Origin of the sequence: Caballeronia sp. LZ019 (assembly GCF_031450825.1) — a bacterium.
GTDB lineage: Bacteria > Pseudomonadota > Gammaproteobacteria > Burkholderiales > Burkholderiaceae > Caballeronia.
On record NZ_JARTVZ010000003.1, the window covers coordinates 44177 to 69164 of the forward strand.

Annotated in this window: 19 protein-coding genes and 2 pseudogenes; 10 read left to right on the forward strand and 11 right to left on the reverse strand. The window is 63.1% G+C overall.

Annotated features, from left to right (window positions below; all coding sequences use genetic code 11):
• Positions 1-3: 3 nt before the first annotated feature.
• Complete coding sequence (locus P9255_RS08695; RefSeq protein ID WP_309767445.1) at positions 4-861, reverse strand: NmrA family NAD(P)-binding protein; 858 nt, start codon at positions 859-861, stop codon at positions 4-6.
• A gap of 92 nt (positions 862-953) precedes the next feature.
• On the reverse strand, positions 954-2192 hold the full coding sequence (locus P9255_RS08700) for a Zn-dependent hydrolase (RefSeq protein WP_309789366.1): 1239 nt from the start codon (positions 2190-2192) through the stop codon (positions 954-956).
• A 334-nt stretch (positions 2193-2526) separates the two neighbouring features.
• Between P9255_RS08700 and P9255_RS08705 the strand changes: the two genes are divergently transcribed.
• Genes P9255_RS08705 through P9255_RS08725 form a run of 5 tightly spaced genes read left to right on the forward strand, consistent with a single transcriptional unit; the run spans position 2527 to position 7999 of the window.
• Positions 2527-5226 (forward strand): type VI secretion system tip protein TssI/VgrG, encoded by a 2700-nt coding sequence (locus P9255_RS08705; RefSeq protein ID WP_309767442.1) that lies wholly within the window; start codon positions 2527-2529, stop codon positions 5224-5226.
• 2 nt (positions 5227-5228) lie between these two features.
• On the forward strand, positions 5229-5924 hold the full coding sequence (locus P9255_RS08710; RefSeq protein ID WP_309789367.1) for a hypothetical protein: 696 nt from the start codon (positions 5229-5231) through the stop codon (positions 5922-5924).
• Positions 5822-6730 carry a hypothetical protein gene (locus tag P9255_RS08715; RefSeq protein WP_309789517.1) on the forward strand — a complete coding sequence of 303 codons (909 nt, stop codon included), beginning with the start codon at positions 5822-5824 and terminating at the stop codon, positions 6728-6730. The genes P9255_RS08710 and P9255_RS08715 overlap by 103 nt, the downstream gene beginning before the upstream one ends.
• A gap of 27 nt (positions 6731-6757) precedes the next feature.
• A complete protein-coding gene (locus tag P9255_RS08720) occupies positions 6758-7738 on the forward strand; it encodes a PoNe immunity protein domain-containing protein (protein WP_309789368.1) in 981 nt (326 codons plus the stop codon).
• Positions 7739-7747: 9 nt separating this feature from the next.
• Positions 7748-7999, forward strand: a complete 252-nt coding sequence (locus tag P9255_RS08725; RefSeq protein ID WP_309767439.1) for a PAAR domain-containing protein — start codon at positions 7748-7750, stop codon at positions 7997-7999.
• 64 nt (positions 8000-8063) lie between these two features.
• Here the strand turns inward: P9255_RS08725 and garD are convergent, their stop codons facing one another.
• The gene (garD, locus tag P9255_RS08730) at positions 8064-9653 is read right to left on the reverse strand and encodes a galactarate dehydratase (RefSeq protein ID WP_309789369.1); all 1590 of its coding nucleotides are present in this window, start codon (positions 9651-9653) and stop codon (positions 8064-8066) included.
• A gap of 194 nt (positions 9654-9847) precedes the next feature.
• Here garD and kdgD point away from each other — a divergent pair, with 194 nt between their 5' ends.
• Positions 9848-10765, forward strand: coding sequence for a 5-dehydro-4-deoxyglucarate dehydratase (gene kdgD, locus P9255_RS08735; protein WP_309789370.1), 918 nt, complete (start codon positions 9848-9850; stop codon positions 10763-10765).
• 114 nt (positions 10766-10879) lie between these two features.
• Positions 10880-12232 carry an MFS transporter gene (locus P9255_RS08740; RefSeq protein WP_309789371.1) on the forward strand — a complete coding sequence of 451 codons (1353 nt, stop codon included), beginning with the start codon at positions 10880-10882 and terminating at the stop codon, positions 12230-12232.
• Positions 12233-12293: 61 nt separating this feature from the next.
• On the opposite strand, the gene P9255_RS08745 is transcribed toward P9255_RS08740, so the two are convergent.
• Positions 12294-12626 (reverse strand): DUF2322 family protein, encoded by a 333-nt coding sequence (locus tag P9255_RS08745; protein WP_309789372.1) that lies wholly within the window; start codon positions 12624-12626, stop codon positions 12294-12296.
• A gap of 264 nt (positions 12627-12890) precedes the next feature.
• Between P9255_RS08745 and P9255_RS08750 the strand changes: the two genes are divergently transcribed.
• Entirely contained in the window at positions 12891-14372 is a 1482-nt protein-coding gene (locus P9255_RS08750) for a SulP family inorganic anion transporter (protein ID WP_309789373.1), read from the forward strand.
• Between the two features lie 4 nt (positions 14373-14376).
• Here the strand turns inward: P9255_RS08750 and P9255_RS08755 are convergent, their stop codons facing one another.
• The 3 genes from P9255_RS08755 to P9255_RS08765 all read right to left on the reverse strand — a co-directional run bounded on the left by P9255_RS08755 (position 14377) and on the right by P9255_RS08765 (position 18640).
• Positions 14377-16650, reverse strand: a complete 2274-nt coding sequence (locus P9255_RS08755; RefSeq protein ID WP_309789374.1) for an EAL domain-containing protein — start codon at positions 16648-16650, stop codon at positions 14377-14379.
• An 87-nt stretch (positions 16651-16737) separates the two neighbouring features.
• A complete protein-coding gene (locus tag P9255_RS08760) occupies positions 16738-17373 on the reverse strand; it encodes a DUF5074 domain-containing protein (RefSeq protein WP_309767430.1) in 636 nt (211 codons plus the stop codon).
• A 46-nt stretch (positions 17374-17419) separates the two neighbouring features.
• Positions 17420-18640: a helix-turn-helix domain-containing protein gene (locus P9255_RS08765; RefSeq protein ID WP_309767429.1), complete on the reverse strand. Its 1221-nt coding sequence runs from the start codon at positions 18638-18640 to the stop codon at positions 17420-17422.
• Between the two features lie 104 nt (positions 18641-18744).
• Here P9255_RS08765 and P9255_RS08770 point away from each other — a divergent pair.
• Both P9255_RS08770 and P9255_RS08775 read left to right on the forward strand, forming a co-directional pair.
• Positions 18745-19505, forward strand: a pseudogene (locus tag P9255_RS08770) (DUF899 domain-containing protein).
• A 160-nt stretch (positions 19506-19665) separates the two neighbouring features.
• A pseudogene (locus P9255_RS08775) lies at positions 19666-21204 on the forward strand (methyl-accepting chemotaxis protein).
• On the opposite strand, the gene P9255_RS08780 reads toward P9255_RS08775, so the two are convergent.
• From P9255_RS08780 to P9255_RS08795, 4 genes are read right to left on the reverse strand one after another with little or no spacing between them, the layout of a single operon-like run.
• Positions 21185-21880 (reverse strand): substrate-binding domain-containing protein, encoded by a 696-nt coding sequence (locus P9255_RS08780; protein ID WP_309789375.1) that lies wholly within the window; start codon positions 21878-21880, stop codon positions 21185-21187. The pseudogene P9255_RS08775 and the gene P9255_RS08780 sit on opposite strands and share 20 nt — an antisense overlap.
• Before the next feature lie 14 nt (positions 21881-21894).
• Entirely contained in the window at positions 21895-22578 is a 684-nt protein-coding gene (gene ligK / locus P9255_RS08785) for a 4-carboxy-4-hydroxy-2-oxoadipate aldolase/oxaloacetate decarboxylase (protein WP_309767423.1), read from the reverse strand.
• Between the two features lie 2 nt (positions 22579-22580).
• Positions 22581-23606 carry an amidohydrolase family protein gene (locus tag P9255_RS08790; protein ID WP_309789376.1) on the reverse strand — a complete coding sequence of 342 codons (1026 nt, stop codon included), beginning with the start codon at positions 23604-23606 and terminating at the stop codon, positions 22581-22583.
• Positions 23607-23618: 12 nt separating this feature from the next.
• Positions 23619-24968, reverse strand: a complete 1350-nt coding sequence (locus tag P9255_RS08795) for an aromatic acid/H+ symport family MFS transporter (protein ID WP_309767419.1) — start codon at positions 24966-24968, stop codon at positions 23619-23621.
• Between the last annotated feature and the right edge of the window lie 20 nt (positions 24969-24988).

Genomic DNA, 24988 nt, shown 5'->3' on the forward strand with positions numbered 1-24988 from the left:
GCCTCAGGCCACGAGCTTGCGGATCACCGATTCCAGCGATTCATCGCCCTTGATGATTTCGCCGTGCGGCTTCTCGAAGTCGATCCAGCCTTCGTTGAAGCCGTCGAGCATGCGGATGCGCGGCATCGGATGCTTCATGCCTTGCTTGTCGAACAACGCTTGCCAGCTCTCGCGCGGCACGGCGCGTGCGCGCACCGGCTTGCCGAGCGCTGCCGAGAACGCGCGGGCGATATCGTCAGGACTCACGCGTTTCGGGCCTTCGAGTTCGACGATGCGATTGCCCCGCCACGCTTCCGTTAGCAGTCTGGCCGCGACTTTACCGATATCGCTCGTTGCGACCATCGGTATCGCCCGATCGAGCGGCTGCAAAAACGAATGCACGATGCCTTCCTCACGCGCCGATTGCACGTCCCATGCGCTGTTTTCCATGAACCAGCCGGGGCGCAGAAAGGTGACGGGAATCGGCTGACCGGCGAGCGCTTCCTGAAGCATCGTGTGCTGCGTCAGCAGGTTCTCCTGCGCAGCCTGCGCACCGATGGTCGAGAGACACACAATGCTGCGTGGTTGTGCGCGGGCGAGCGCCGCGACGATTGCATCGATGACTTCGCGGGCTTCCGGGAAACCCGGCGCGGGGTCGAACATCGGCGGCAGCAGAATGAAGACGCCTTGTGCGCCTTCGAAGGCTTGCGCGAGCGCGCCGGCATCGGTCATCGCGGCGATGGCGACTTCGCAGCCGCGTGCGGACCAGGCGTCGCCCTTTCTCGCATCGCGCACGACGGCGCGCACGGGTTCTCCCGCTTCGAGCAGTGCATTGGCGAGCGCGCCGCCAACTTGTCCGGTGATTCCTGTGATGGCGTACATCGTTGATTCCTCCGTGTGCAGAAGCCTCGCATGGTAGGACGACGCCTTCTCTGGACCAATGCCGCACGCGTCACTTCATTGATGACGCGCGGTCAGGAATCCCGATGCAGTTCGTGCAGGATGCTTGCCGCCGCCCGCGCCGCCACTTCGCAGCCGAGCACGATATGCGCTTCCTCCGTATCTTCGATGAAGTCGTGGCTGACCCCGCCGATGCTCGGCACGAACAGCATGCACGCCGGGAGATGATGCGCGATGACCTGTGCATCGTGCGATGCGCCGCTCGGCATGCGCTCCCACTGGCCCGGCGCGAGCGCTTCGGCGGCATCGGCGAGATGCGCCTGCAATGCGTCGTTCATCATGACGGGTTGCTCGGGCGGCTCGCTCGTCATGATTTCGACGCGCGCGCCGTTCTCTGCGTTGAACGCGTCGATCAAGCCGGCGAGCGCGCGTTCCATCGCATGGAGTCGGGCGGCGTCGGCATCGCGGAATTGCAGGTACATGTCCGCCCGTCCCGGCACGACGCTGAATGAACCCGGATCGAGTTCGATACGGCCGACGGTCCACACCGTGTCGGCATCGGCCAATTGCCTGAAGGCATCGTCCATGCGCGAAATGAACGCGACGAGCGCTGCGCCCGCGTCGCGGCGGATGTGCATCGGCGTCGTGCCGGCGTGATTGCGCTGGCCGGTGAAGCGCAGCGCGAGTTCGCGTATGCCGACGATGGTCGTCACCACGCCGAGCGACTTGCCGCCCGTCTCCAGCCGCCCGCCTTGCTCGATATGCGGTTCGAGGTAGGCGCGGTGCCGCGTCCTGTCGATACGGACGCGCGGTGCGTCGGCGACGCCGGCTTGCGCGAGCGCATCGGCGAGCAAGACGCCTTCGCGACTGCGCGCGCGACGGATCGCTTCGTCCACGTTGTCGCCGACGAAGCTGCGGCTGCCGAGAAAGCCCGAGAACGTGCCTTCTTCGTCGATCCACGATGCGACATCCACGGCTAGATGCTTCGTCGCTTCGCATTCGGCGAGCGCGCGTGCGATCTCGATGCCGTAGATCACGCCCAGTGCGCCATCGAGCCAGCCGCCTGTCGGTTGGGTGTCGGTGTGCGAGCCGATCAGCAGCGCGGGGCCGGCGTTGCGCGAGCGGCCATACACGGTGCCGACGCCATCGATCGATGCGTCGAGGCCCGCATCGCGCATCCGGTTGACGAGCCAGCGGCGGGCAGTCATGTCGATGGGCGATAGCGACAGGCGGACGACGCCGGGACCGGTGGCGCCGAAGGTGCGCAAATGGCGAAGGTCGGCGAGGAGGCGAGCGGGGTTGATTTTGGGCATGGTGGTGGCGCGTGGTCGAGATGCGTAGCTTACAGGGGCGGCAGCGCAGGGGCTGGGGAGGCCTCAGATGGAAGGCTGTGTCGAACGCAGACGGCGCTCTACTGTGAAGGCGCGCCGCTTCAGTGAAATTTCGTCTTGGAGATCCAGTCGGCGAGCAGTGCTGCGGTATCCTCAACATGCCTTAACTCCAAGGCATCCCTGAACTTGCCTCGCATTGAGCGAGGCATTTTTTTCGATGCAAACGGCTTGCATGCGTGCACTAGAGCATCCCCGAACCCTCGGTTTTCGCTGCGACGCACTTCCCGGAGCGGACCACCTGGGAGTGCCGTGCCTCGTGCCAATCCGCCTGCGCGGAACCGATGCCATCGGCGAGCTATTCGAATACGTCATTACGCTCAAAGCAAGCGCGGACTATCGCGGAAGGACCGCCGACATTGCAAGCCTGGACCTGGACAAGCTGCTCGGCGTCGAAGCAACTGTTTTCGTGCAAGTGCGCGGCAAGTACGAGTTCATTCCCGGCATGCCCGGCAACACTGGCGCAGGCAACGTCGGCGGCTATACGCGTGAGATCAGCGGCATCATCTCGACGGCGCGCATCGCAGGCAGTGATGGCCGCTCGATTGTCTATGAGTTGACGCTACGCCCAGCCTTATACTTAGCCACCCAGAACCTCAATTCACGTGGGTTTTATGGTCTCGATGTCATTGAGATCACGCGCGAAGTCATGCACGACTACCCGGTTGAGGTTGTCTATCGCATCGGCGGGCCAGCGGGTAGCGGCAAAGGCTACTATCCAAAGCGCGACTATCAGCGACAAGCATTTGAAAGCGACTACTCTCTGCTGCGTCGGCTATGGGAGGAGTGGGGCATCATATTTTGGTGGGAGCACTCCGACGGCTTCCATCGGCTCGTGTTAGCTGATGGCTATGGCGGATACAGTGAGCACGGTCCTGCGCACGCCACGCTGACCTACAACCCTTCGAAAGCGCGCATCGACGAGGAATACATCGATACCTTGTCGATCACCAACGTTCTCGCCACCGGCGCGGTGACGTTGCGCGACCACGACTATACCGCACCGTCGTGGGGGCGCAACGGACAGAAATCTTCCGGCATGCAAGGTGAGTATGAGCATCCGCGCGATGTAGAGCACCCTCGGCCCGAAATCTACGATTGGGGCAACTTCGTACAGCCGCAGGAAGCCGGAATAAGCCATGAGCGAAACAACCCGCTTGAAGAAGCGCGTTACCTTGCCAGCGTGCGAATGGACTCCATCCGATGCAGGACGCATCGCGGCAAGGGTCACGGTCATCTGACGGGGCTGCTACCGGGTCACACGTTCAAGCTCAAAGGCTACCCGCAAGCGAAGGCAAACGATGAATATGTCGTCGTCTCCTGCACGCTTGATATTCAGGGTATCGATATTGAGGCGAAGGATTCGCCCCCTTTCCGTTGCGATACAGACTCCGAAATCCAGCCGACGAACGAGTATTACCGGCTCGAACAGAAGACACCGAAGCCGCGCATTCACGGACCTGAATACGCCGTCGTCGTCGGCTACAAGGACGCCGAGCAATGGCTCGACGCAATGGGCCGCGCCCTCGTCCAGTTCCGCTGGGATCGTGAAGGCACGTTCGACGAGAAGCGCTCGGTTTGGCTGCGCGTCGCCCTGCCGTGGCAAGGCAACGCACGCGGCGTGGCGATGCCGCTGCGCATCGGCGATGAGGTCATCGTTTCCTACATCAACGGCGACCCGGACTTAGCAATCATCGTCGGCAGTGTGACGAACCGGAACAACGTACCGGCGTGGGACTTGCCGAAGAACAAGGCGCTGTCAGGCATTCGAACGCGCAGCCTGGGCAACGAGCAGGGAACCAATCATCTCGCGCTCGATGACACGAAAGGCGAGCTGCAGGCGCAGCTCTCAAGCGATCAGGGATCATCCATTCTGAGCCTTGGCTTCATCCGCCGCATCTTCGGCAAAGCAGGCCGACAAGAGGCGCGGGGCCAAGGCTTCGAACTGCGCACCGACATGTGGGGCGTGCTGCGCGCTGCCTTGGGAATGCTCGTCACGACCGAGGCCCGCACCGGGGCAAAAGGTCATGCGAAAGACATGGCCGAGACGGTCGCCCGGCTTGCGCAGGCGCGTCAACAACACAAGGACACGGCGCAGCTCGCGCAGCGGCACGGTGCGCAAGAGACGGCCACGCAGGACGACATCAACGCCGCCATCAAAGAGCAAAACGCGGCAGTCAAAGGCGGCGCGCAGGCATCGGAAGTCGGACCCGAGATGACCCGCCCGGACCTGCTTCTTTCCAGCAGTGCGGGGATTGCATCCACTGCCGCCGATGGTACGCACTTCGCAAGCGTCAACGGCCATGCGGTCACGGCGGGCGGCGATGTCAGCTTTTCGTCCGGTCGCTCTTTGCTCGCGTCCGTGCGTGGCGCGATCTCGATGTTCGCCTACCAGCTCGGCATCAAGCTCGTCGCTGCGCGCGGCAAGGTCGAGATTCAGGCATTGAGCAACGAGGCGTCGCTATCCGCGCTGAAGGACATCACTATCACCAGCACCGACGGAAAGATCGTCATCACGGCGTCCAAGGAGGTGTGGATCGGCGCGGGTGGTTCTTACATCCAGATCAACGGCAGCGGCATCGTGAACGGTTCCCCGGGGCCGATTCTTGAGAAAGGCGCATCGTGGGATGTGCCGGGGGCCGACTCGCAGAAGCGCATGCCGGCGCTCAACGGCGTGGTTGGCGAGACGCCGAACTTTATCGAGTTCAATCACGCCTACGACGACCTTGAGCCGGTCAAGAACGCACCTTACACCGTGCATTTCGCGGACGGCACGACCGTCACAGGAAAGTTCGATGCACAAGGCTTCGCCCGCCTAGAAGGCGTGCCGCCCGGCACGGCCAGGGTCGAATGGGGTGAGGACACCCGCCAGTGGAACGCCGAAAGCAAGAAACCGAATAGCCATCTCAGCGCCGCCTCGGACACTGAATCGGCCATTGCTCTTGTCAGGAACCTGTAGTAGTGGTTGCTCGCACTTCAAACACGACTATCCCCATCATTCAGGTCAAGCCGAATCTCAAAGATGCAGTTCGCATGGCGGTAGCCGAGATCAGGCGGTTTCTGGAGATGTGCTACCCCGCGCAGGCCATCACGCAGACCGAGGCCGACAAAGCCATCGCCGGGCTATGGCTGTCGCGCATCAAAGGCTTTCATGATGACGATGACTTTCTGCATCTGACACGTGACTTCATCGCATACCTGTTGAGTGGCGGCGCGCGATCCCAAATCTCCGACCAGCTCGGTTACTACTTCTCGGGTTTCATGCCGAGCTACGGCGCGTCGTGCATCTTCGTGCAGACAGTCGCCGAAGGCGGGACGTGGGACGATGTTCGCGCCTTCATGCACAGTCAGGCATACGGCAATGCTCGTGAGTATGTGGAGTCCTTCGATTGGGACTCGGGCCGGAAGAAAGCCGACGAAGAGGTTAAAGCGTGGGCGGCTATTGTCAGGCAGCAAGATAGCGCTTGGAAGCCGCAAGCCGCAGCGCGGTCATGTATGCGCAGGCGCAGCCCATGCCGAACACTCCCGTCACGGATTTTCCGGCGAACGATCCGATTTTTCCCAAGCCACCGCCACAGTTGGAGGTGGTTAGAGGCGGAGGCGCAGCGGCTGAAGCGGCGGCAGGTCGCGGACTCGCGACGCTGGCGCTTGAAATAGGCACGATGACGCTGTTAGCCGTCGTACTGATCGCCATACCTGGAAATGCGTTCGAAGAACATTCTGAAGAAGAGGAAATGCGGCGCATACAAGCAAAGTATGCTCCGCAAGGAAAGCTCCCGATACCGGATACTCAGTCTCAGACGCAAGCGCAAACCAATGCGACCAACAACGAATGCAAGGCACAGGCTGAACTGAGGAAGCAGAACGGCGAGGTCTGCGAAAACGATGGCTATACGATCATGGAAGACACCATGAAGTATCGCCGTCTGATCGACCCGCCCAAGGGCAGAGGACTGGATGGGCTATTTGAAAAGGTACCGCCAATGAATCTGCCTCAGCCTTTACCGGATACGGTCGTGAAGCCAAAGCCCGGAACGTTGATGTTCATTCCGAAGGACAAAGCGCCACCGTCGCCCGCTTATGCTTTTACCGCAGCCGCGACGGGAAGTTCAATCGGCGCGACCTACCCCAAGTTCGTGGTGTTCGAAGCCAAGAATATGGAGCAGCGGGTCAACACTGATAACGTCGAAAGCGTCAAGAAGGCGGCGAAGCGAAGGCTAGGTGAGACCTGCGACGGGACCCAGATGAGCGAGCCGTGGACGGAAGAACGAATTCCGCAAGCGCTCAAGCGTGACAGCCGGATGTCACCTGGGGATCAAGCGCGAAAGAGGACGGAAATAGGAATTGAGCGCTATGCACGCTGGATCTTTGTCTGCCTTCCTGGTCCTTTCGGCGGAGAACCATCGAAAGTCTTCGTCTTCATTGACGTTGTAGAGGCGAACCTAGACATCGACCCTAAATAACACGGCATATCACAGTCGAGGCAACCAATGACAATACAAAATACCAGAAGACAAAGATACTTGGACGAGTCCAGTTTTAGCGACAATAGCGAGATCCTGGGTGTTGGAATCACTTTGGCCTTGGAGAACTTGGCAAGGAAAAACCTGATTCCTTCGGCTCGGTCCAGTCTTTGCTGGCAGGCTGCGTCTAACACTCTGCAAATCGTGCTCCTCGATTACACGGCCGGGCGACCTATCTCAGACCTTCGAGCGCAAATGCCCGCGCTCATTGAGCGCTTCGACACCTATCTTGCACAAGAAAAGTCGCCACGTAGCGAAGACCCGCCGCGCAATGTGGCCGATACGCTGGAAATCACGCAGATCGATGCCTATGTCTACGTGCTCTGGCTGCTCGCCCTGTGCAAGTTGCTCAAGCACGAGGAGTTCGCTTCGAAGGTCATGAACTGGGTCGACAAAACCTTCCAGTACAACCGGGGACGTGACAAGCTCTTCGAGAACGTGGTACAGGCGCTAACCGGCAAGCATGTAGGAGGCGCGAACCGGCTGTTTCACGAGAACCCCTACAAGCCACTTGCCGAAGCAACCGATGCATTGCCAGAAGATCGAGCCGCACTCGTTAAGCAGTTCGTCACCAGCTGGTACAAGGGCATGAAAAACACGTACTGGCACGGGGCGCACACAGGTGGCATCTACTTCGGCTACTGGTGCCTCGAAGCCGCCCTCGTGACGATCCTGTTCGACATCGACGACAGCAGCTATCGCGATCACCTGGTCTATCCGAAAGACCTTGTGGACTGGTATCGCGCCAACACTGAGCCGTCGCACAAGAACGCAGCGCCTTTCCGTGCGCCGTTGCGGGCTGAGCCCGGTCAGCCTTGTCCGCGCAGCGGCGAATGGTTCAGCCCATTCCTGAAGAAAACCGTCCATGTGAACAAAGGCGAGCCGATGCCGGGACCGGACAAGGACAAGACCGGAAACAGCGTCATCTGGTATCTGCGCGACGAATAAGGGAACAGCATGTCCATCAAACTGATCCGCTTAGGGGATACGACGGATCACGGCGGGGCCGTCATCACTGCATTGGAAACCATGCGCTATGGTGGTCGCCGGGTCGCGCGCAAGGGGGATGAAGTGGAATGCCCGCTTCATCCCGAGGTGAAGCCGAACGTCATCATCGAGTGTGACGCCAGGATCAGCGATCACGGCGTGCCGGTAGCGCGTGAGGGGCATCACGCACTGTGTGGTTGCCGCCTGATCTCCACCATGTAGCTGCCACCACGCAAAAAAAGCCCCAAACCATCGGGGCTTTTGTCACGGACAACAACCTTGCAGCTCAGGTCACCGGCGCCGGATTGAACAGCACAAGCGCGTTATGCAGCTTCAGCGCTTCGGCCTTCGTCTGCTTCTTCCCGCTCGCGATATCCAGCATCAGCCGGAACAGCTCCCAGCCCACATCGCCGATCGTCGCTTCGCCCGTCGCGATGGTGCCCGCGTTCACATCCATCAAATCGTGCCAGCGGCGCGCCAGATCCGAACGCGTCGCCACCTTGATGACCGGCACTTCCGCCAGGCTATACGGCGTGCCGCGCCCCGTCGTGAACACGTGCAGGTTGATGCCCGCCGCGAGTTGCAGCGTGCCGCAGATGAAATCGCTCGCAGGCGTCGCCGCGTAGATCAGGCCCTTCTGCTTCACCTTCTCGCCCGGCGACAGCACGCCCGATATCGTCGATGAACCGGACTTCACGATCGATCCCATCGCCTTCTCGACGATGTTCGACAGCCCGCCCTTCTTGTTGCCCGGCGTCGTGTTCGCGCTGCGATCCGCGCCGCCGCGCTTCAGATAATCGTCGTACCACTGCATCTCGCGGATGATCGCCGCCGCCACTTCGCCATTCGCGGCCCGCGCCGTGAGCTGCGCGACGCCATCGCGCACTTCGGTCACTTCCGAGAACATGACCGTCGCGCCGGCGCGCACCAGCAGGTCCGTCGCGAAACCCACCGCCGGATTCGCCGTGAGACCCGAGAACGCATCGCTGCCGCCGCACTGCACGCCGACCACCAGATCCGACGCCGGGCAAGTCTCGCGACGGCGATTGTTGAGCCGCTTCAGATGCGTCTCGGCCATGCGCATGATGGAATCGATCATCGACTGGAAGCCGACGTGTCCCTCGTCCTGCAACACGACTGCCGCGCCGTTGTCCTCGCTCTCCATGTCGCCGATATCCGCAATCGCGTCATCGACGGCGGCCGCCGCGATCGGGATCGTGCCCGGCGGCATCAGGCGCTCGGGCTGCAGCTTCTCGCAGCCGAGACTCACCATCATGACTTCGCCGCCGAAGTTCGGATTCAGCGCGATATTGCGCACCGTGCGGATCGGGACCATCGCGTCCGGCGCTTCGATGGCCACGCCGCAACCGTATGTATGGCCGAGGCTCACGACGTCATCGACATTCGGATAACGCGGCAGCAACTCCGCCTTGATGCGGTTGACCGCGTGCTGCACGACATCCGCGACACATTGCACGGTCGTCGTGATCGCCAGGATGTTGCGGGTGCCGACCGTGCCGTCCGCATTCCGATACCCCTCGAACGTGAAGCCTTCGAGCGGCGACGTGTCGGGCGCCTGAATGGTCGCGATCGGCAAGTCGTGCAACTCGGGCGGCGTCGGCATGCGCAGCACGTGTTCGTTGATCCAGCTGCCCTTCGGCAGCGCCTTCAACGCATAGCCGATCACCACGTTATAGCGGATGACCGCCTCGCCTTCCGCGAGATCCTTCAGCGCGACCTTGTGGCCTTGCGGCACGCGCTCCCGCAGCACGAGGCCATCGGAGAAAGTAGCGCCTTCCCCGAGGCCGCCGTCGTTCACGACGATCGCCACGTTGTCCTCGGGATGCACGCGAATATAAAGCGGGGGCTGATTCATTCTGATGATCCTTGGCGCGTTTGAGCCGACTTCTAGAGTTATGTCATCCTACAACATAACGGACGGCCGTTGCTCAGTATTTACCCTTGATTTTACAGCGAAGCTCGCGTTCTGCTTGTCCGTCGCAAAGTCATGTTGTACGATGACCTATAAGCGCTGCATCTGCCGCACGCTCCTCACCGAGACATCAAATCATGACGACACCGCAAGAACTCAAGCAAATCGTTTCCGAAGGCCTGCTTTCGTTCCCCGTGACCGACTTCGACGCGCAAGGCAACTTCCGCGCCGATACCTACGCGGAGCGCCTCGAATGGCTGGCTCCCTACGGCGCGTCGGCGCTCTTCGTGGCGGGCGGCACGGGCGAGTTCTTTTCGCTGACGCAACCTGAATATTCGCAGATCGTCCGCACGGCTACCGAAGTGTGCCGAGGCAAGGTGCCGATTCTTGCCGGTGCGGGCGGCCCGACGCGCACGGCCATCGCCTTCGCGCAGGAAGCCGAGAAGAACGGCGCGCAAGGCATCTTGCTGATGCCGCATTACCTGACCGAAGCATCGCAGGAAGGCATCGCGGCGCACGCCGAGGAAGTCTGCAAGGCCGTGCCGAAGATGGGCGTCATCATCTATAACCGCGCGAATTCCAAGCTCAACGCCGACATGCTCGAGCGACTCGCGGACCGCTGCCCGAACCTGATCGGCTTCAAGGACGGCGTCGGTGAAATCGAGGCGATGGTCACCGTCCGCCGCCGCCTGGGCGACCGCTTCTCGTACCTCGGCGGCCTGCCGACGGCGGAAGTCTATGCCGCCGCCTACAAGGCGCTCGGCGTGCCGGTCTATTCGTCGGCGGTTTTCAACTTCATCCCGAAGACGGCGATGGACTTCTATCGCGCGATCGCCGCGAACGATCACGAGACCACCGGCAAGCTGATCGACGAATTTTTCCTGCCGTACCTCGCGATCCGCAACCGCCGTGCGGGCTATGCGGTGAGCATCGTCAAGGCGGGCGCGAAGCTCGTCGGCCACGACGCAGGTCCGGTGCGCGCGCCGCTGACCGACCTGACCGAAGAAGAGATGGGCCAGCTCGACGCGCTCATCAAGAAGCTCGGCTCGCAATAAGCGCGCTTCGCATCGAGCACCGCAACAGGCGCGCAGACAGTCACGCGCGCCCGCAACGAAAGGGCCGCTCATGCGGCCCTTCGTGCAGGAAGCACTGGAGACGAGGAGAAGTTGATGTCGCTCTACCGCACCGCCAATCCCGCCGACGTCATGAAGCGCACGAAGGTGCGCTACGTCATTCTGTTGCTGATCTTCGCCATTACGACGTTCAACTACGCGGACCGCGCCACCTTGTCGGTGACGGGCGCGGCCATGCGCGCCGAGTTCGGCTTCGACGCTATCCGCATGGGTTATATTTTCTCGGCGTTTAGCTGGGCGTACGTACTATCGCAGGTTCCGGCGGGCTGGCTGCTCGACCGCTTCGGCGCACGCCGCGTGTATGCGGCCAGCATCTTTCTGTGGTCGCTTTTCACGCTGCTGCAAAGTGCGATCGGCTTGCTCGGCAGCGCAGCCGCGGCCGTCACTGCATTGTTCGTCCTGCGCTTCATGATGGGCGCGGCCGAAGCGCCGGCTTTTCCCGCCAACGCGAAGGTCGTGGCAAGCTGGTTCCCGACGAAGGAACGCGGCACGGCATCGGCCATTTTCAATTCGGCGCAATACTTCGCTGCTGTGGTCTTCACGCCATTGATGGCGTGGCTCACGCATGCGTTCGGCTGGCATCATGTGTATATCGTGATGGGCGTGGCCGGCCTGATGCTCGCGATCGTCTGGCTCTCGGTGATGAAGAATCCCGCCGATCATCCGCGCGTCAATCGCAACGAGCTCGACTACATCGAGCAAGGCGGCGGCCTCGTGCGCGGACACCAGCGTGCGCGCAGTGCGGGCAACACCGACAAAGGCAATCCGGTCGGCTGGCCGGTTGTGAAGCAACTGCTCACGAATCGCATGCTGCTCGGCGTGTATCTCGCGCAGTACTGCATCAACGTGCTGACGTACTTCTTCCTCACGTGGTTCCCGATCTATCTCGTGCAGGCGCGTCACATGACGATCCTCCAGGCGGGGCTGATCGCATCCCTGCCCGCCATTTGCGGCTTCACGGGCGGCGTGCTCGGCGGCGTGCTGTCGGACTCGCTGATTCGGCGCGGCTTCTCGCTCACCGTCGCGCGCAAGGCGCCGATCGTCGGCGGCATGCTGCTGTCGTCGTGCATCATCGGCTGCAACTACGTGAACACCGACTGGATCGTAGTCGCGCTGATGTCGCTCGCGTTCTTCGGCAAGGGTATCGGCGCGTTGGGCTGGGCCGTGGTCGCGGATACATCGCCGAAGGAAGCCATCGGTCTCTCGGGCTCGATCTTCAACATGTTCGGCAATATCGCGGGCATCGTGACGCCGATCGTGATCGGCTATCTCGTTGCAAAGACCGGTTCGTTCAACGGGGCGCTCGCGTTCGTCGGCGTCAATGCGTTGATCACCGTGTTCAGCTATCTCGTCATCGTGAAGAAGATCGAGCGGGTGCAGTTGCGATAAGGCTTCTGTAGCCCGATGTCGAAGGCGGCCGCAACGGGCCGCCGTTTTTTTGTTGACAGGTTCAGGCAGCGCCGACTACATCGATCTTCAACGCCTCGCCGCCCGCTGCGATCTCCAGCAGACGATCGACATTCGGATGCGCCCCCGGGCGGTTGCGCGCATCCGACGTATGTTCGGCGAACACCGCGAGGCCATGCTCGGCGGCCTTTGAATCCAGCGTGCCGAATGCCTGCTTCAGATAGTGATACACCGCAAGCGAGCCCTGCTTGCCCGGCTTGTTCTCGATGCTGGCGAGCACCGCGCCTTCGCCATCGACGAGATCGATGCGCTGGATGCCTTCGATCGGGGGCAGTTGAGCGAGGTTATCCTTGAATACGTTGCCGGGCTGAATCATGAGCACACTCCGCGTTTGACAGGTCGATCAGTGAGGCGGGGTATCTTAAACGATCAGAAGATGTGGGGCTCGTGCCGGCATCCGTGTGACGCGAGAACATGCGGTCGCCTCGCGTCCCGCCATTCATGATCTTCTGCGCCGTTCCTGTCGGGGGAAACGTTTGCGGCAGCCGCCCGCGCACGGCCTCAGGGTTTGCACCGATCGGTTAAAATCACGCCTCTTCCGCTTTCCCTTCGTTTCGGCCGTCTCGCCGGACTCATCCCTATGAAAACTCATACGCTGCGCGAGGAATGGTTCTCGAACATTCGCGGCGACGTGCTGGCCGGCACCGTCGTCGCGCTTGCGCTCATTCCCGAGGCGCTCGCTTTCTCGATCATCGCGGGCGTCGATCCGAAGGTCGGTCTGTATGCGGCGTCGGTCATCGCAATCGTGTCGGCCATCGCGGGCGGCCGGCCCGGCATGATCTCCGCGGCGACGGGGGCGGTCGCGCTCCTGCTCTCATCGCTCGTGAAGGCGCATGGCGTCGAATACGTGCTCGCTGCGGGCATCCTCGCGGGCATCCTGCAGATCGGCGCGGGCATGCTCCGGCTCGGCGCGCTGATGCGCTTCGTGTCGCGCTCCGTCATCACGGGCTTCGTCAACGCGCTTGCCATCCTGATCTTTCTTGCGCAACTGCCGCAATTGCAGAGCGCGCCGTGGTACGTCTACGCAATGGTCGCCGGCGGCCTCGCGATCATTTACCTGCTGCCGCGCGTGACCAAGGCAGTGCCGTCGCCGCTTGTGTGCATCATCGTGTTGACGGCCATATCGATGGCATTGCACCTGCAATTGGGCACCGTCGGCGACATGGGCGCGTTCCCCGACCGGCTGCCGGTTTTCGGGCTGCCCCAGGTGCCCTTCTCGCTCGACACGCTGCGCATCGTCTTTCCGTATTCCGTGGCGATCGCTATCGTCGGCCTGCTCGAATCGCTGATGACGGCGGCCATCGTTGACGATTACACCGATACGCCGAGCGACAAGGATCGCGAATGCCGTGGCCAGGGCTGCGCGAACATCGCCGCAGGCTTTCTCGGCGGCATGCCCGGTTGCGCGATGATCGGCCAGACGGTCATCAACATGAAGTCGGGCGGACGCGGGCGCTTGTTGACCTTCGTCGCGGGCGCGTTGCTGCTCGTGCTCGTCGTGTTTCTCGGGCCGTGGGTCAAGCAGATTCCGATGGCCGCGCTCGTCGCCGTGATGATCATGGTATCGATCAGCACGTTCAGCTGGCGCTCGATTGCGAACCTGCGCACGCATCCGAAAAGCTCGTCGGTGGTCATGCTTGCAACGGTCGTCGTGGTGGTCGCGACAGGCAATCTCGCGATGGGCGTGTTCGTCGGCGTCTTGTTGAGCGCGCTCTTCTTCACGTCGAAGGTGCGGCAAGTGCTGGTCGTCGATTCGACACTGGACGAAGCGGCGAGCGAGCGGCGTTATGCGGTGCGCGGGCAGGTGTTCTTCGCCTCGTCCGAAGCCTTCGTTTCCGAGTTCGATTTCAAGGAGCCGGTGCGCTCGGTGCGGCTCGATCTTTCGCACGCGCACTTCTGGGACATCACCGCAATCGATGCACTCGACCGCATCGTGAACAAGTTCCGGCGCAACGGCATTGCGGTGGATATCGCGGGGCTGAATCGTGCGAGCGCGACGATGATCGAGAAGTACGCGACGCACGACAAGGCGAGCGCCACGCACTACGAGCCGTCGCACTAAGGACTTACGCCGGACTCCCGGCGCAGGCAACGTCGTCCATGAACGCATCGAGCGCCACGGGCCGCGCGCGCAGGAATCCCTGCATTTTGTCGCAGCGCGCGTCTCTCAGGCGCTCGAGCTGCTCCCCCGTCTCGACGCCTTCGGCGACGACGGTCACGCCGAGCTTGTGTGCAAGATCGATCACGCCTTCGACGACCGTTCGCATCATCGCGTCGGTGGCGATGTTGTTGACGAAAGACTTGTCGAGCTTCAGCACATCCGGCCGGAAACGCGCGAGATAACTCAGGCTCGAATAGCCCGTGCCGAAATCGTCGATGGCGATCCGCACGCCCATTTCGCGTATCTTCGAGAGCACGTCCTGCGCATCGTTGACATTCTCGATTAGTGCGGATTCCGTAATTTCCAGCGTGATGCGGTCGGCACCGATGCCGCTGCGCTTCATCGCGTGCATGAGCACGGAGACGAGACGCGGATCGCGGAACTGCTTCGGCGACACGTTCACCGCGACCGAGCGGACATCGGGCGCCGCGGCGGCGAGCCGTGCAGCCGCCTGCACGGCTTCACGAATGATCCAGTGCCCCGCTTCGACGATCAATCCGCTCTCTTCCAGCACCGGCACGAACTCTCCCGGCGATATGAGCCCCAGTTGCGGATGATTCCAGCGCAACAGCGCTTCGACACCGACGAGCGCGCCGGTATCCACGCGATACTGCGGCTGATAGTGGAGCAGAAACTGATTGGCGCGTATCGCGTCGTGCAATTCGGATTCGAGATGCGCGCGCGCAAGATCGCCCTTCTCGCTTTCGCCGAACACGCGAAACGCATTGCGGCCCGCGCGCTTGGCGGCATACATCGCCATGTCCGCGCTGATGAACAGATGCTCCGGCGTGCGGCCATGCTCGGGATACAGCGCGACGCCCGTCGAGCAGGTCATCGTGACGGTCCGGCAGCCGAGCTTGATAGGCCGATGACAGGCGAGCGCAAGCCGTCTGCATGCGCGCTCGATTCTCGGCTGATCGAACTGGCCCGGCAGGAGCACAGTGAACTCGTCACCGCCGGGACGCGCGGCGACGGCGCCTTCGGGAATGGCATCGGCAATGCGCTGCGCGATGGCCTTGAGCACCGCGTCGCCAGCATCGTGGCCGGCGGTATCGTTGATCGACTTGAAGCGGTTGACATCGATGAACAGATACGCGAACGGTTCGCCGGACGCGCAGCGTTCGACGAGCGCATCCGTCATGGCGTTGCGATTGCGCAGGCCTGTCAGGCTGTCCGTATTCGCAAGCCGATGCAGCTCCTGCAGACGCATGCGCTCCTCGGTCGCATCGACGCATACGCTCACGACGCGCGACACCGCGCCGTCCTCGTTCACCGGATAGATGTCCGCCCGCACCCAGCGCGTGCGATCGCCGGACAGACAAAGACGGAAATAGCTCTGCGAAGGCGCGCCCGTGTTCACGGCTTCGCGCATCTTGTTGCGCAGGCCGGACAGGTCGTCTGTGTGCACACGCTGCATCCACGCGGTCTTTTCGGCTTCGAGCGCAGCCACCGGCATTTCCCACATGCGCTCGAACGCCGAGCTCACATGCAGCAGTTCGCGAAAGTCATGCGTCGTGGTCCAGAAGACCGCATCGACGTGATCTTCCATGTCTTTCTGCACGCGTGCATTGCCGCTCAATTCGTCGATGAGCGCGACTTCCGCCGTGATATCGCGCGACTTGCACAGCACCGACACCACGCGGCCCGCTTCGCCATACACGGGCGCGAAGCTCGACGTCCACCATTTCAGCGAGCCCGTCATCGTGCGGCAGGAGCCTGAGAACGAGGTAGATTCACCCGCTTTCGCGCGCTCGAAGGCGTCGCGCGCATCCGGGCCGTCCCAGAGCGCGAGCCAGTTGACGCCGACCACTTCGCCGGCGCAGTCGGCGCCGATCAGCTTGCGGCCGACATCGGAAATGCATACGACGCGGCCTTCCGGATCGAGCAGCTTCAGGCAGTCTTCCGCAATCGAGAGCAGTCCGTTCGAAAGCTGCTGCGCGACGAAAATCTGCCTGCGCCACTGCAACATCAGATGAATGACGGTGATGACGCCCGCCGCCGCCGCGCCGAGCAGCACGCTCCACGGCAGCGGGAGAAACGGCGTCATCGACAGCACGAGCGCGACGCCCAGCATTGCCAGCGCGAACGCATCGAAGCGGCGCATGCACTCGACATACGGAAATCGCCGGGCGACGGTTTCACCGATGGTCCCGAGAAAATCGCTCGCTCTTTCCTGCACCGCTGTATTCCTTTCCGACGTGACCGCACGTGAAGCGCTTTGCTCCTTAACGGCGCGGATCGAAAAGTCTTGAGTAAGCTGGCGCCGCTATGCCTTCGGCTTGCGCACGGCGCGCACCTTGCCGCTGCGACCGCCGCCGCAGAAGAAGCGGTCGCCCCCGTCGGATTCCAGTCCCGACACGGTCACCCCCTCGGGCATGTCCAGCTGATCGATGACCTCGCCCGTCCGCGCGTCGATGCGCCTCAGCTCGCTCTCGTCGCCCTCCCATGTCGCGTGCCAGAGTTCGCCGTCCACCCACGAGACGCCTGTCACGAAGCGATTCGATTCGATCGTGCGCAAGATGTCGCCGCTTGCCGGATCGATCTGATGGATGCGGCGTTCGCGGTATTGCCCGACCCACAGCGTGCCTTCGCCCCATGCAAGACCCGAATCCGATCCGCCACCAGGCGCGGGAATCGTCGAGAGCACGCGGCCCGTTCGCGGATCGATCTTCTGGATGCGGTCTTCGGCGATCTGATACAGATGCTCGCCATCGAACGCGGTGCCTGCATGAGCCGGCACGTCGATCTTGCGTTGCAGCGCGCCGCCCTGCGGGTCCAGTGCGTTCAGGCTGTCGCCGGCGGCGAACCAGACCGCGTGGCCATCGTAAGTCAGGCCGTGCACCGCTTCGACACCCGGAAAAGGCCCATATTCACGGATGATTTCTGCTTTCGCATGTTTCATGTGTCTGTCCTCGCTCGCCTGCATCGGCTCGATGCATGAGTCGATGCTAGCCGCTCGTGAGATCGGCGGGGAGTAACAAGGCCGTCGTGAATCCCGGCATCGGCGGGGTCATCCAGCGGCGCGCGCGTCCCCGTCCGAACGATTGCACCTTGCCCGCCGACGCCAGCCCTTCCAGCGCGCGCTGCACCGTGCGCTGACTCGCATTGAGCGCGAGTGCGAGCGCGGAACTGGACCACGACTGTCCATCCGCGAGACAGGCGAGAAGCGATGCGTGGTCGTCATCGACCGGGCGCGCGAGCATGGCAACCGCCCGTGCATGACGCGGCGTGAGCGCGTAGCCATCGCGAGTCGCGCGAAGTTCCGCGACCGGGCGCAGCATCGCGCGCAAGCGGCCCATCTCGACACGCAGCCGCACCCGATGCGTCTCGTCCGCGCGCCCGATACGAAAGGCACGGGCGATGAGCGCCTCGCGCGGCGTATCGGAAGGCCACGCTTGCGCGAGCATGCGCGCGAGCACGAAGAGGACGGGACGCCTCGTCAGTGAGACGAGCGCATGAGCATCGCGCACGATGTTGCGGCATGCATCGACGATGAGCGTATCCGACGCGAACAACGTTTCCACGTCATCGAGCGACAAGAGCCGCGTCTCGCCGTGAGCGACGATTCGTGCGGCGGGCGCATCGAGGCTATGCCGCGCGCTTTCGATTTCTGCAACGAGCGCGGGAATGCCGGCAGCGCACGCGGCCTCGCGCGCACGGGCAAGCGCACGGCGCGCGGCTTTCGCTTCCACGCGGCGCATCGCGATCCCCGCCGCCATCAGCTCATGCGATGCGAGCAGCGCAGCCGGCAGCGCGGCGGAATCGATCGCGCCCAGCATGCGTTCCGCTTCGTCGATGCGTCCGATCAGCAACGCCCGCCGCACTTCGAGCGTGCGCGCATGGGTCGCGTTGAGATGATCGCCGTGTGCTTCGAGCATCGCGCGCGCATGGTCGAGCGCCTTCGCGGGCCACGCAAGCTCACGCGACGCAAGCGCGATCTCCGCTTCCGCGACGATGCACCGCGCCCGAGCGACGGCTTCCTTCGCGCCGAATGCACGGGCCGCGCTCTTGATGAGCACTTTCGCACGCGCGAAGTCGCCGAGCTGCGCCATGGCGATGCCGCGCAACGCGAGCGCGGGGGCATCGTTGCGCCACGCGACGCGATTCAGCGCGCCGAGCGGATCACCGGCCGCGAGCGCGCGCGCCGCCGCGGTAATCAACGAGTCCATGCGAATCGCGCCACGCTTGTCACTCCCCGCTTGCCATGCCTCGCAGTAATCTAACACCATGCATCGCGACGATCTTTCACCCGGCGCACGAGGGAGCACGCAACATGACGACGCACATCACCGGAACACGCGGCGACTGGCTTGCCGCGCGGCTCGATTTGCTCAAGGCGGAGAAGAACTGACACGACGAAGCGACGAACTCGCGCAGCAGCGGCAGCGTTTGCCTTGGGTTCGCGTGGACAAGCGCTATCGCTTCGACACGGAAGCGGGCGACGCCACGCTCGCCGATCTCTTCGGCGGCCGTTCGCAACTGCTCGTTTATCACTTCATGTTCGGGCCCGACTGGAGCGCCGGATGCCCTTCGTGTTCGTCGATTGCGGACAGCTTCGACGGCTTCGCGATTCATCTTGCGCATCACGATGTCGCGCTGTGGGCGGTATCGCGTGCGCCAATCGACAAGCTCGCAGCTTACAAGCGGCGCATGGGATGGACGTTCCCGTGGGCATCCGCACACGACGGCGAGTTCAACTACGACTTCAACGTGTCGTTCACCGAAGCGCAGCAGCGCACGGGCGATATCGAATACAACTATGCACGCGGCGAACACGCGATGGACATGACAGACGCCCCCGAGCCGGTCAAGGCCTTCGCTGCGGATTGCGGCACCGATGCGCCCGGCTTCACGCGGGATCGTCCGGGCATGAGCGCGTTCGCTTTCGAAGACGGCGTCGTCTATCACACGTATTCGGCTTACGCGCGCGGCCTCGATGCGCTATGGGGCATGTATCAATGGCTCGACCGCGCGCCGAAGGGCCGCAACGAAACGGGCAACTGGTGGAAGCGTCACGACGAATACGCGAAATGACGATCGATCGTGCGCTTCCATCCTTAAGTGTTTTCCTCGACTAAAGAGCGCGGCGCGGGCGTCGTTATCTACGGAATCCGATGGATTTCCTCGGCCGCGCGCCTGGCGCAGCATCGCAGCCGGTGCGGGAACGACGCGATGCAGCCACTTTGGGGAAGACATGTTTTCGACTATCAAGGGCCGGCTGGCGTTGGCCATGACGCTGCTGAGCGCGCTTCTGATCGCGGTTGGCCTCATCGGGCTCGTCGGCATGACGCGCTCGAACACGCTGACGCACGAGCTCTTTTCCAATCAGATGCCGAGCGCGGTATCGCTGGGGAATGCCGAAATGTTCGTGGCGCGTGAGCGTCTGTGCTTCGACCGCGCCGCGCTCAACGTCGGCACGAGCGCGGCGGAAGACGCCATTGCACGCGGTCCGCTGATGCGCAAGACCTCCGACGATGCGTGGACCACCTACGCCGCGCTACCGCAACAAGGGGAAGAGAAGGCGCTCGCCGACAAGTTCAACGCGCAGCGCATCGAGATGTACAGGCTGCTCGACCAGGGCTACGCCGACGTGCGCGCGAAAGACGAGCAGAAGATCGTCGCGGACGCCAGCGCCATGCAGGTCGCCTTCAACGAATTCGCGAAGACGGGCGCCGCGCTGCGCAAGCTGCAGTTCGAACAGGCGCAGAGCGCGTTCGCGGCGGGACAGGCGCAGTACGACACATTCCGCATCGCGAGCATGGCTGCCATCCTCCTCGGCGTGGTGGCGGCGCTGTATTCATGGTTCTCGCTGCGTTGACGGATCGCACGTCCGCTCGATGCCGCGCTCACGCAGTTCACCGCGATCGCGTCCGGCGACTTGCGCCGCACGGTGAACGTCACGTCGAACGACGAAATGGGCCAGCTTCTGCGCGGCCTTTCGACGATGCAGTCGAGCCTCGTCGAGACCGTGCGCTCCGTTCGTTCGGGAAGCGAATCGATTGCATCGGCGACGAAGCAGATCGCGGCGGGCAACATCGACCTGTCATCGCGTACGGAAGAACAGGCATCGGCGTTGCAGGAAACGGCGTCGAGCATGGACCAGCTCACGGGCACCGTGAAGCAGAACGCCGACAATGCGCGCCAGGCGAGCATGCTCGCGGCGAACGCATCGGAGATTGCAGGCAAGGGAAGCCATGTCGTGTCTCAAGTGGTCACGACGATGGGTGAGATCAATCAAAGCTCGGCGAAGATCGCGGACATCATCACAATCATCGAAGGCATCGCGTTTCAGACCAACATTCTTGCGTTGAACGCAGCGGTCGAAGCGGCGCGTGCCGGTGAAGAAGGACGCGGCTTCGCAGTCGTCGCGGGCGAAGTGCGGTCGCTTGCGCAACGCTCGTCGGCGGCGGCGAAGGAGATCAAGGAACTGATCGATACATCGGTGGAACGCGTGCAGTCGGGCAGCGCGCTCGTCGATGAAGCGGGCCGCACGATGCATGAAATAAGCGGCGCGGTGCAGCGCGTGACGGACATCATGGGCGAGATCGCAGCGGCATCGGAAGAGCAGAGCAGCGGCATCGATCAGGTTGCACGCGCCGTCACGCAGATGGACGAAGTGACCCAGCAGAACGCGGCGCTCGTGGAAGAAGCGGCGGCTGCAGCGCAATCGCTGGAAGATCAGGCGGCGGCGTTGCGCACGGCTGTCGAGACGTTCAGGCTGCAGGAAGCCTGACAGGCTCCATGCCGTACCGCTGCTTCACCGCATCGGCGTCACGCATGAACGCAAGCAAGGAACGCGCGGCCTGCCCGGCTCGCGCGTTCTCGCACAGCGCGCCTTCGAACACGGTCATCGCCTGAATCGCAGCCGGCATCGGACCGATCACGTTGACGCCATCCACTCCGATCAATTCGCTCATCTGCTGAAAGCCCAGTTCGACGTCGCCGCGCGCGATCAACGCACCGACGCCGACTCCCGGCGGCGCCTGCACGATACGCGATGCGACCGTCTCCGCAATGCCCCAACGTTCGAAAAGCCGCATCAGATGAGCGCCGCTCGGACCCGTCGAATAGCCGATGCTGCGTGCCTCCAGCACGGCGCTGCGCACGGCGGCTTCATTGCCGATCGATGGCCGCGCCGCACCCTTTGCGATCGCGACCGCGATGCCCGATCGCGCGACGCCGACGCGGCTCGCCGCATCGACACGCCCGGCAGCAACCAGCCGGCTTATCGCATTGGCCGCGAGCACGACGATATCGAACGCCTCGCCCTCTTTCACGCGGCGCTCCGCTTCCACGCCGCCCACTGATTCGACCGTTACGCGCTGCGCGTAGGCGTCAGCGAGATCGGTCAGCACGTGACGTGTGGCCATCGACGATATGACGGTGATGGGCGTCTGTGTATGGTTCATCGCATGCGCCCGCTTCAGTCGATGTACCGCAGTCCCGCGCGCGCAAGCGGCTCACGCATGCTGTACATGTCGAGGCCGAGCACGCCGCTCGCGAGCTTCGCGCGCTTCTCTTCCTCGAACGCCTCGCGCGCGATGGCTTTTTCCAGCACCTTTTTCGCCGAGGCGGACGGAACCACGACGACGCCATCGTCGTCCGCGACGATCACATCGCCCGGCGTGACGAGCGCGCCCGCGCACACCACCGGAATGTTGACGGAGCCGAGTGTCGCCTTCACCGTGCCCTTCGCGGAGACCGCCTTGCTCCAAACCGGGAAGTTCATTTCGGTGAGCACGCGCACGTCGCGCACGCCGCCGTCGATGATCAGCGCCCTTGCACCGCGCGCCTTGAAACTCGTCGCGAGGAGGTCGCCGAAGAAGCCATCGGTGTTGTCGGTCGTGCACGCGGCCACGACGATATCGCCCGGCCGAATCTGTTCCGCGGCGACGTGCAGCATCCAGTTGTCGCCGGGTTGCAAGAGGACCGTCACCGCTGTGCCGCTTGCTTGCGCGCCCGCATAGATGGGCCGCATGTAGGTCTTCATGAGGCCGACACGGCCCATCGCTTCGTGGACCGTGGCCGCGCCGAGCGCGCCGAGTCTTGCGGCCGCGTCGCCATCGGCGCGATCGATGTTGCGATACACCACTCCGAGTTCGAACATGTTTATCGTCCCTTTGCCTTGAGCGCCGCATCGAGCCGCGGATAAACACGGCGCGCGTTGCCTTCGTAAATCTTGTAGCGTGCTTCGGGCTGCATCGACGCAGCTTCGATATAGCGCTTCGTGTCGTCGAAATAGTGACCCGTTTCAGGATCGATGCCGCGCACCGCGCCGATCATCTCGCTTGCGAAGAGAATGTTGTTGACGGGGATCACGCGCGTGAGCAGATCGATGCCCGGCTGATGATAGACACAGGTATCGAAAAACACGTTGTCGAGCAGATGGTCCTTCAGCAAGGGCTTTTTCAGCTCCTGCGCGAGCCCCCGGAAACGTCCCCAGTGATAAGGCACCGCGCCGCCGCCATGCGGAATCACGAAGCGCAGCGTCGGAAAATCGCGGAACAGGTCGGAAGTCAGGCACTGCATGAACGCCGTTGTGTCGGCGTTCAGGTAGTGCGCGCCCGTCGTATGAAAACACGCGTTGCAGCTCGTGCTGACGTGAATCATCGCGGGAATGTCGTACTCGACCATCTTCTCGTAGATCGGATACCAGTACCGGTCCGAGAGCGGCGGGCTCGTCCAGTGCCCGCCCGACGGGTCCGGGTTCAGGTTGATCGCGACATTGCCGTATTGCTCCACGCACTTCACGAGTTCGGGAATGCACGTGGACACATCGACGCCAGGGCTTTGCGGCAGCATCGCCGCTGGAATGAAGTGGTCCGGAAACAACTGGCTCACGCGATAGCAAAGCTCGTTGCAGATCGCCGCCCACGTGCTCGACACGTCGAAGTCGCCGATGTGATGCGCCATGAAGCTCGCGCGCGGGCTGAAGATGGTCAGATCGAGTCCGCGCTCGCGCATCAGCCGTAACTGGTTGCTTTCAATGGACTCGCGCAGCTCGTCGTCGCTAATATTCAGTTCCGATACGCGCGGCATCTCGGATGGGTTCGTGATGCCGGCGATCTGCCGGTTGCGCCACGCCTCGAGCGCCTTGGGCGCGGTGGTGTAGTGGCCGTGTATGTCGATAATCATCGTGGCTCCGTACTAATGTGCAGCGGTGGTCTGCGGCGCGGCTTCCTCCGCACGGCCGCGCTGCGCAACGAGAATGGCGATGGCGGCAAGCGTCGCGGGCACGGCGAGCATGGCGAGGATGGCCCCGAACTCCCAACCGAGACCGAGCAGCGCGCCGCCGAACGCCGAACCGAAGATGCTGCCGAAACGGCCCATGCCGAGCATCCAGCTCACCCCGGTGGCACGCGCGACCGTCGGATAGCGGCTCGGCGCGAAGGCGTTGAGGCCGGTCTGCGCGCCGCTCATGCAGAATCCTGCGGCGAACACGAGCAGCGCAAGCGACGACGACAACGCGCCGATCCACGCGAGCCCCAGCACGCATACCGCCCCGCCGAGATACGCGGCGCTGATCACCGGCGCGGGCCGCACACGATCCATGATCCAGCCGACGATGATCGCGCCGATGGTGCCGCCGATCTGGAACATCGCCGTGATATTGGCCGCTGCGGATACGGTCAGGCCCGCGTCCTTCATCAAGGTCGGCAGCCAGCCCGTCAGCAGATAGATCACGAGCAGGCCCATGAAATACGTGACCCACAACGCGGCCGTCAGCACGCCATAGCCGTGGGAGAACAGCACGCCGATAGGCTTCTTCGTCGGCAGCGGCGGCTCGTTCGAGACGAAGGTTTCATCGCCGTTGAAGCGTGCGCCGCATACGCGGCCGAGCACCTTGCCGATTCGCTCCTGCGTCGCGCCGCGCACGGCCAGCAGCCGGGCCGATTCGGGCAGCAGCCAGATTTGCAGCGGGATCAGCGCGAGCGGCAATGCGCCGCCGAAGATCAGCACCGAGCGCCAGCCGTGCACCGGGATCAGCCATCCCGCGACGAAGCCGATCAACGCGGAGCCGAGATTGAAGCCGGTGAACATGATCGTGATGAGCAGCGCGCGCTTGCGTTGCGGCGCGTACTCGGAAAGCAGCGTGGTCGTGTTCGGCATCGCCGCGCCGAGGCCGATGCCCGTCAGCACGCGCAGTATCGCCATGCTCATCGGCGATGTGGTGAACGCGGTCGCGATGGTGAACACGCCGAACAGAAACACCGATGCGATCAGCACGCCCTTGCGTCCGATGCGATCCGATGCCGGCCCCGCCGCGAGCGCGCCGATCACGAGACCGATGGGCGCGGCGCTCATCACGAGGCCGAACGCGGGCCGCGAGATATGCCAGTCCGCGATGATCGACGGCGCGACGAAGCCCATGATGGCGACGTCCATGCCGTCGGCGGTGACGACGAGGAAACACAGCGCCACCAGCAGCCACTGGTAGGCGGAGATGGGCCGCTCGTCGATGAAGCCCTTGATGTCGATGGTTCTACCGCTAGTCATGTCTGTCTCCGTCCCTGTAG

What these genes read in the sequence shown, in the direction of transcription:
- P9255_RS08695 (WP_309767445.1), bottom strand. Translation starts at nt 861, where the DNA reads ATGTACGCCATCACAGGAATCACCGGACAAGTTGGCGGCGCGCTCGCC.
- P9255_RS08700 (WP_309789366.1), bottom strand. Translation starts at nt 2,192, where the DNA reads ATGCCCAAAATCAACCCCGCTCGCCTCCTCGCCGACCTTCGCCATTTG.
- P9255_RS08720 (WP_309789368.1), top strand. Translation starts at nt 6,758, where the DNA reads ATGACAATACAAAATACCAGAAGACAAAGATACTTGGACGAGTCCAGT.
- P9255_RS08725 (WP_309767439.1), top strand. Translation starts at nt 7,748, where the DNA reads ATGTCCATCAAACTGATCCGCTTAGGGGATACGACGGATCACGGCGGG.
- garD (WP_309789369.1), bottom strand. Translation starts at nt 9,653, where the DNA reads ATGAATCAGCCCCCGCTTTATATTCGCGTGCATCCCGAGGACAACGTG.
- kdgD (WP_309789370.1), top strand. Translation starts at nt 9,848, where the DNA reads ATGACGACACCGCAAGAACTCAAGCAAATCGTTTCCGAAGGCCTGCTT.
- P9255_RS08740 (WP_309789371.1), top strand. Translation starts at nt 10,880, where the DNA reads ATGTCGCTCTACCGCACCGCCAATCCCGCCGACGTCATGAAGCGCACG.
- P9255_RS08745 (WP_309789372.1), bottom strand. Translation starts at nt 12,626, where the DNA reads ATGATTCAGCCCGGCAACGTATTCAAGGATAACCTCGCTCAACTGCCC.
- P9255_RS08750 (WP_309789373.1), top strand. Translation starts at nt 12,891, where the DNA reads ATGAAAACTCATACGCTGCGCGAGGAATGGTTCTCGAACATTCGCGGC.
- P9255_RS08760 (WP_309767430.1), bottom strand. Translation starts at nt 17,373, where the DNA reads ATGAAACATGCGAAAGCAGAAATCATCCGTGAATATGGGCCTTTTCCG.
- P9255_RS08765 (WP_309767429.1), bottom strand. Translation starts at nt 18,640, where the DNA reads ATGGACTCGTTGATTACCGCGGCGGCGCGCGCGCTCGCGGCCGGTGAT.
- P9255_RS08780 (WP_309789375.1), bottom strand. Translation starts at nt 21,880, where the DNA reads ATGAACCATACACAGACGCCCATCACCGTCATATCGTCGATGGCCACA.
- ligK (WP_309767423.1), bottom strand. Translation starts at nt 22,578, where the DNA reads ATGTTCGAACTCGGAGTGGTGTATCGCAACATCGATCGCGCCGATGGC.
- P9255_RS08790 (WP_309789376.1), bottom strand. Translation starts at nt 23,606, where the DNA reads ATGATTATCGACATACACGGCCACTACACCACCGCGCCCAAGGCGCTC.
- P9255_RS08795 (WP_309767419.1), bottom strand. Translation starts at nt 24,968, where the DNA reads ATGACTAGCGGTAGAACCATCGACATCAAGGGCTTCATCGACGAGCGG.